At 69.2% G+C, this 923-nt stretch carries 1 protein-coding gene; it reads right to left on the bottom strand.

What is annotated here, in order from left to right; all coding sequences use genetic code 11:
* Positions 1-631: serine/threonine-protein kinase (locus ACFPZI_RS06800; protein WP_381359583.1), on the bottom strand; the 631-nt coding region annotated here is incomplete at its 3' end.
* Positions 632-923: the final 292 nt, after the last annotated feature.

Raw genomic sequence — 923 nt, 5'->3', positions numbered from 1 at the left:
CGTTGGCGGGCTTCAGGTCGCGGTGCACCACGCCGTCGGCGTGGCTGGCGCCGAGCGCGTCGGAGATCTGGGCGGTCAGCAGCGCGGCGGCGACGGGTGTGAAGGGCCCGTTCTCCCGCAGGTAACGGTGCAGGTCGGGGCCCTCGACGAGATCCATGACCAGGGCCAGCAGATCGCCCTCGACGACCAGGTCGCGGACCCGGACGATGTTGGGGTGGGTCAGTCTGAGCAGGACGGAGCGTTCCCTCAGGAAACGCATCACGACGTCCGCGTCGTTCGCGAGCTCCTCCTTGAGGACCTTGATCGCGACGGTCTCTCCCGGCTGACCGGGCACTGCCGCCTCGGCCCCCGCGGTCTCCCTCTGGCGGGCTCGCCAGACGGTGCCCGTGGCGCCGCGTCCGATCGGCTCCTCGAGCAGGTACTTGCTGCCTACCGGCCGCACGTCATGCGCTCCCTGCTGCTTGCTTGACTGGCGTACACCGTGATGCGTCGTGCTCGGAAATGTTCCGCCCCACTGTAATGCCGCGGCGCGGGACACCGGCCTGAGACCGTCGACGACTTCCTTCCCGGTTCTCGTACAGGTACGACGTGATCTCCCCCCCCGGGCGGGGCCCGGACAGGGCCCGGACAGGGCTCGGACAGGGCTCGGGCGGGGTCCGGGCGGGGTCCGCGGGGGCCCTTCCCGTGTTCGAAGAAAGACGCTCGGCCCGGCCCGGCGGTTGCCGGCGGCCGGACGTGACCGATCTCAAGCAGCGCCGAAACGATCATCCACGACGCATCGGTCAGGCACTTTTGAGGGCAGAGCCGACCAATCAAGATCATTTGATGCGGGAATGCGGGCGCGTTGTCGGTGACAGGTACGAGGATGCGTGCAGTACTGGCCGTACGTGCGCGTGTGGTGGTGGGGAAGTCCGCGGTGGGGG

Origin of the sequence: Streptomyces chlorus (genome assembly GCF_042655885.1) — a bacterium.
In the GTDB taxonomy this organism is placed as follows: Bacteria; Actinomycetota; Actinomycetes; order Streptomycetales; family Streptomycetaceae; genus Streptomyces; species Streptomyces chlorus.
This window is presented reverse-complemented; position numbering and strand designations above follow the sequence as displayed.